Genomic DNA, 4999 nt, shown 5'->3' with positions numbered 1-4999 from the left:
TGCGGGAGCCGGATTCGAACCAACGACCTTCGGGTTATGAGCCCGACGAGCTACCAGACTGCTCCATCCCGCGACAACGAGGTGCGTATTATAGGTAGATTAAATACAGAGTCAACACTATATTACCATTAAATTAAATTAAACGGCTTTTGCACTTTTTTGACACAGTTAGTCTGTTTTACGTTGCAAGAAAAAACTTGAAGACTGATGCACTGTCTGTAAAAGTGTCGCTCATATTATTTTGCTTTTAAGGAATTCACCATGCCCAATCCCATTGAACAAATATTAAAAAAGTCTTCAATACCAAGTGAAGCTGAAGCGCTTCCGGGTCGAGACACTCCTATTCAAGTGACTGGCATTCATGCGGTTAACGGTGAAAATTTTCTTCGCGAAAAAAATGTACATGAAGGGGAAGTCATTCTCGGCATGGGATGTTTCTGGGGTGCGGAAAGAAAGTTATGGAATGTTCCTGGCGTTATTGTCACTTCCGTTGGTTATGCAGGCGGGTACACGAAAAACCCAACCTATGAAGAAGTTTGTACTGGGCAAACAGGTCACAGCGAAGTCGTTCAAGTGATCTTCGACACCAGACAAATCAACTTAGACACCATTCTAAGAACCTTTTGGGAAAACCATGACCCGACACAAGGCATGCGACAAGGCAATGATATTGGTAGCCAATATCGCTCTGTTATTTACACTACAAAAGACTCTGATTTAGCCATTGCAGAGCAAAGCAAAGACGCATTCCAAAAAGCACTTATCCAAAATGGTCATGGTATGATCACCACAGAAATCGAGCCACTCAAAACCTATTATTTGGCAGAAGAATACCATCAACAGTATCTTCACAAGAACCCAAATGGCTATTGTGGCCTAAACGGTACAGGCGTGAGCTGCCCTATTGGACTGAGTGTTTAAACGCATAAAATAACGCCCACCTGAAACGAAAAAAGCCGAGTATAAACTCGGCTTTTTGCTTTATGGGTACTACGACATTAACCATCAATGTTAATGTCGTATTCCTTATCATTAAAGATGACAGTAATACTGCCACTGCCCAACTGGGAATCTGACCCAAAATTAGCCACAGTATGATTAGCATTACCACTGTCTGCGACTTCCAACTTACCTGAACCATCCTGATTCGTTGTTAATGTAAGGTTTTCATTTAGGTAAGCCTGTATTTCTTCTTCTGCCGCAGAGCTTGGTACATCCAACAATTCGGAAATGTCCAAGGCATCATCTGAAGCATTAAAGTCAGTGATAGTATCAACGCCCTGCGAGTAATCCGTTAGGATGAACAAATCACGTCCATCCCCACCAGTCATGGTATCTTGACCTTGACCGCCGATAAGAACATCATCGCCATCACGACCATCTAGGTAATCATCGCCTGAACCGCCTAAGAGGAAGTCATCACCGATACTACCGTAAAGGGTGTCTTGACCTGCGCCACCATCTACTCGGTTTGAATCGTCAGCATCTTGATAGCTAGTACGACGACCATCAGCATACAATGTATCATCACCTTCTCCACCCTCAAGCCAATCAGAGCCACCATAACCACCAAGAGTATCTTGGGCATTGCCCCCTTCAATATGATCATCGCCTCGATCACCCACAATAAAGTCATCATTTGATGTTCCTTTAAGGTGAGTATCCTTACGATCATCATCCCAATAATTTGATCGACCATCAGTTTGCACTGTGGCTTCATCGCCCGTATTTGTCTCGAACCACTGAAGATCAGAGTCCAAATTAGCGGAAACATTCTCGAAGAAAGTGGGCTCTACTCTAGGCGCTTCTGCTGCCACATTAATGGTCAAGGTAGCTGTAGATGAGCTGCCATCTTCATCTTGAATCATATAGGTGAAAGAATCAGTAGCACCGTCTGGTATGGTAGAAACACTTGCTGTTGCCTGATAGACATAAGAACCATCCGCATTAAGGATCAAGTTACCATATGTTCCTTTCACTGATTGGCCTGCGCTTGCATCTGAATTATTGACTGACTCACCAGATGCCACATTAGTGACACTGATAGCACCATCTTCACTTAACTCATCAGCGCCTAGACCATTGTCATCCAATACATTACCAGTTGTTTCAGGCAGGCTATAGCCCTCCCCTTCCACAACTCGAACCACAAGTTCATAGCTAGTGGATGCATTTTCATAAGTATGGATAGAGGTAACTACTTCACCATCAGGGTTCCCCACTTCACGGAAACCAACCACTTGTAAGGTGTAGATTTCGCCTTCCCACTCAAAGGTAACAAAGGTATTTTCCACTGTGACAATGTCACGAGAAGCTTCAGCATCACCATCAATGTTTGTGGTTTCATTGTGAGAGAAATTCACCGTCAATTTCACAGGCTCAGAAACACCTGAGTTGTCTGTCACAGAGAAATCAATCTCCATGGAAGCTGCATCAATTGCCCCGCCAGAATAAACTGGGTAATTGTAGTGAGTGAATGTCCCTATAATGATGTCTTCATTTAGCTCGAATTTACCGTCTAATTCAGAGTCATTATCAATAAAACCGTAACCTGACTGTCGTCCATGATCATCTGCGGATTCACCCCAGCGAATTTGATCCTTACCATCATCATTATCAATGCCACCATTAGACGATGTACCATCAAACTTATTAATGTTATTACCACCCGAAGAACTCACCCAATTGGCTTCAACATTTGACACCTCAAAAGTCTCACGACGAACCAAGATGTCTGCTTCATCATCAACCGCAACCGGTGCAGAATCTTCTACATCAATATTGACGGTAAAACTACGACCATCTTCTAGCGTCACTGTGACGCTATCTTGATCGCCCTGAGAGTCACTGTGATCTCGGACTGGAGCTTGGTATAGATACTCACCGTCAACCAAACTAATAGTGGCACCAAAGTCTGTAGTAACTTCTGTTACCCCCTCAGGGAAAGTGAAGCCTTCTGGTAAATCCGTTAACACAACCTGCTGACCTTCACCGGCTGACAAGGTCACTTCTGCTGAAAGATCCACAGTGTGAGTTGAAGTGCCTCGGCTTTCCACTGTATTACCCGCTGCATCACTGGAAGTAACCACAACATCAAACTCTGTATCTTCAGCTAATTCACTGGCTGCGACATTTACCGACCAAGAGCCGTCGTCATTAACGGTCGCATCGTATTCCTTACCATTGATGACCATCTTAACTTGATCACCCGCTGAAATATCCCCACCTGAAGCCTGACCGGAAATGGTCACAGTGTCATACAATTCCGTTCCATCAATGTGATCATCAGAAGTAATTGGGTTAACCGTAACGGTTCCCGCTTCTGCTTCTAGATCAGCTGCTGGCGCAGTACCACTGACTTCAACTGAACGGTTACCCGCATCATCAGAGAGACTCACAGTAATGCTATCTTCTGGCGCAACTTCAACAGCAATACCACTTTCAATAAGGGCCGCCGTCAAAGTGATGGTAACAGCAGTATTGTTGTTTACCTGATAGGTAACTTTGTCACCCACTTCAGAACCAGACACTGAAATCGTCGCCGTTACCGTTCCGTCATCTCCAACTTCATCGGCATTATAAACATCATCGTCACCCGTACTTTCGAAGCTAATAGATGGTGTGGCGATATTTAAGTCAGATGTGTGTGTTGAACTTACTGTAGACTTAACTTCATTTCCTGCACTGTCAGTAGAAGAAACCACCACATCAAATTCAGTATCAGCAGCAAGGTCAGTACCAGCAACATCAACGGACCAAGTACCATCTGCCTGAACACTGGTTGAGTATTCAGTGCCATTAATGGTCATGGTGACAATATCACCGGCAGAAATATCACCACCAGAAGCACTACCAGACACAGTTACCGTCTGCTCACTTTCTGTTATGTTGATAATGTCATCAGACGTAATTGCATTAACGGTTACTTCACCGGACTCAGCAGAAGTATCTTTCTCAATGCTCATCACTTCAGATTGAACTGTATTACCGGCTGCATCTGAAGCATTTACGACAACGCTTAATTCACCATCAAGTAAACTAGAGACATCCGCTCCAATTTCAAAATAGCCATAGCCGCCATCGTCTTCAATAGTGATCCCCTCAGTAATAGTGACGCTATTACCCACTTCGTCGGTAATGGTGATAGATTGCACATCACCACCTAATTCAATCCAACCACCGACGGTTACATTACCTTGCTCATCAAGATTAATGACCATATCGCCGCTTTCATCCTGAACAAAAGCATCAATATCTGCGACCAGATCGACTTTGTAGATCTCAGTACTAGAAGCAACAAACGCATTTCCAGCCTCATCAGTTCCCGATACTTTGGCGGTAATGTATGGATTTGCAAGGCTTGTATTCGCAAGATCAGAACCAAGTACTTCAACACTGTATAAATATCTACCACTCGAATCTTGTTCAGAACTTACCTGAGCCGTTCCAATGACATTTCCTTCAAGCTCAATTGTCACAGTATCGCCAGGTTGTGCGTCACCACCAACCCAACCAGTAATGGAAACATAGTTTCCTTCTCCTGCTTCCGCTGCACTAATGACCTTGTCGCCTGTAATTACATCAACATCAATACTTGCATTAGATGTCATATCAACCTTATGCGTTGATGTCGCCTTACTATCTACTGTATTACCAGCCGTGTCGGATGACGCTACCACAGCATCAAAAACAGTATCAGCAGCAAGATCAGAGCCCGCTACGTCAACAGTCCAAGTGCCGTCTGCACCGACTGTTGTGGTGTATTCGGTGTCGTTGATGACCAGAGTAACGGTATCGCCTTCCGCAATGTCACCACCTGTCGCCGTACCGGACACCGCAACTGTGCCTGCCGCTTCCGTCGCGTTGATCACGTCATCAGACGTAATCGCATTCACTGTCACCGTACCCGCTGTCGCAAACAAATCCGCTGCCGCCGCTGTCTCTGTCGCTGCTGTGGATGTGTTGCCCGCCTCATCCGACAAGGTCGCTGTCACTGTGT

General features: G+C 44.8%; 2 protein-coding genes and 1 tRNA gene. 1 reads left to right on the top strand and 2 read right to left on the bottom strand.

Translation table 11 applies throughout. The features are described from left to right. Positions 1-73 (bottom strand) — tRNA-Met (locus tag ACHUFM_RS05240). 188 nt (positions 74-261) lie between these two features. On the opposite strand from ACHUFM_RS05240, the gene msrA reads away from it, so the two are divergent. Beyond that, complete coding sequence (gene msrA, locus ACHUFM_RS05235) at positions 262-921, top strand: peptide-methionine (S)-S-oxide reductase MsrA (RefSeq protein WP_394180244.1); 660 nt, start codon at positions 262-264, stop codon at positions 919-921. Between the two features lie 77 nt (positions 922-998). Here the strand turns inward: msrA and ACHUFM_RS05230 are convergent. Beyond that, positions 999-4999: Ig-like domain-containing protein (locus tag ACHUFM_RS05230; protein ID WP_394180242.1), on the bottom strand; the 4001-nt coding region annotated here is incomplete at its 5' end.

Origin of the sequence: Marinomonas posidonica (genome assembly GCF_043643765.1) — a bacterium.
GTDB lineage: Bacteria > Pseudomonadota > Gammaproteobacteria > Pseudomonadales > Marinomonadaceae > Marinomonas > Marinomonas posidonica_A.
The sequence above is the reverse complement of the archived record's forward strand: the minus strand, read 5'-3'. Positions and strand labels throughout refer to the sequence as shown.

Coding starts and splice junctions, on each gene's coding strand:
- msrA (WP_394180244.1), top strand. CDS start 262: ATGCCCAATCCCATTGAACAAATATTAAAAAAGTCTTCAATACCAAGT.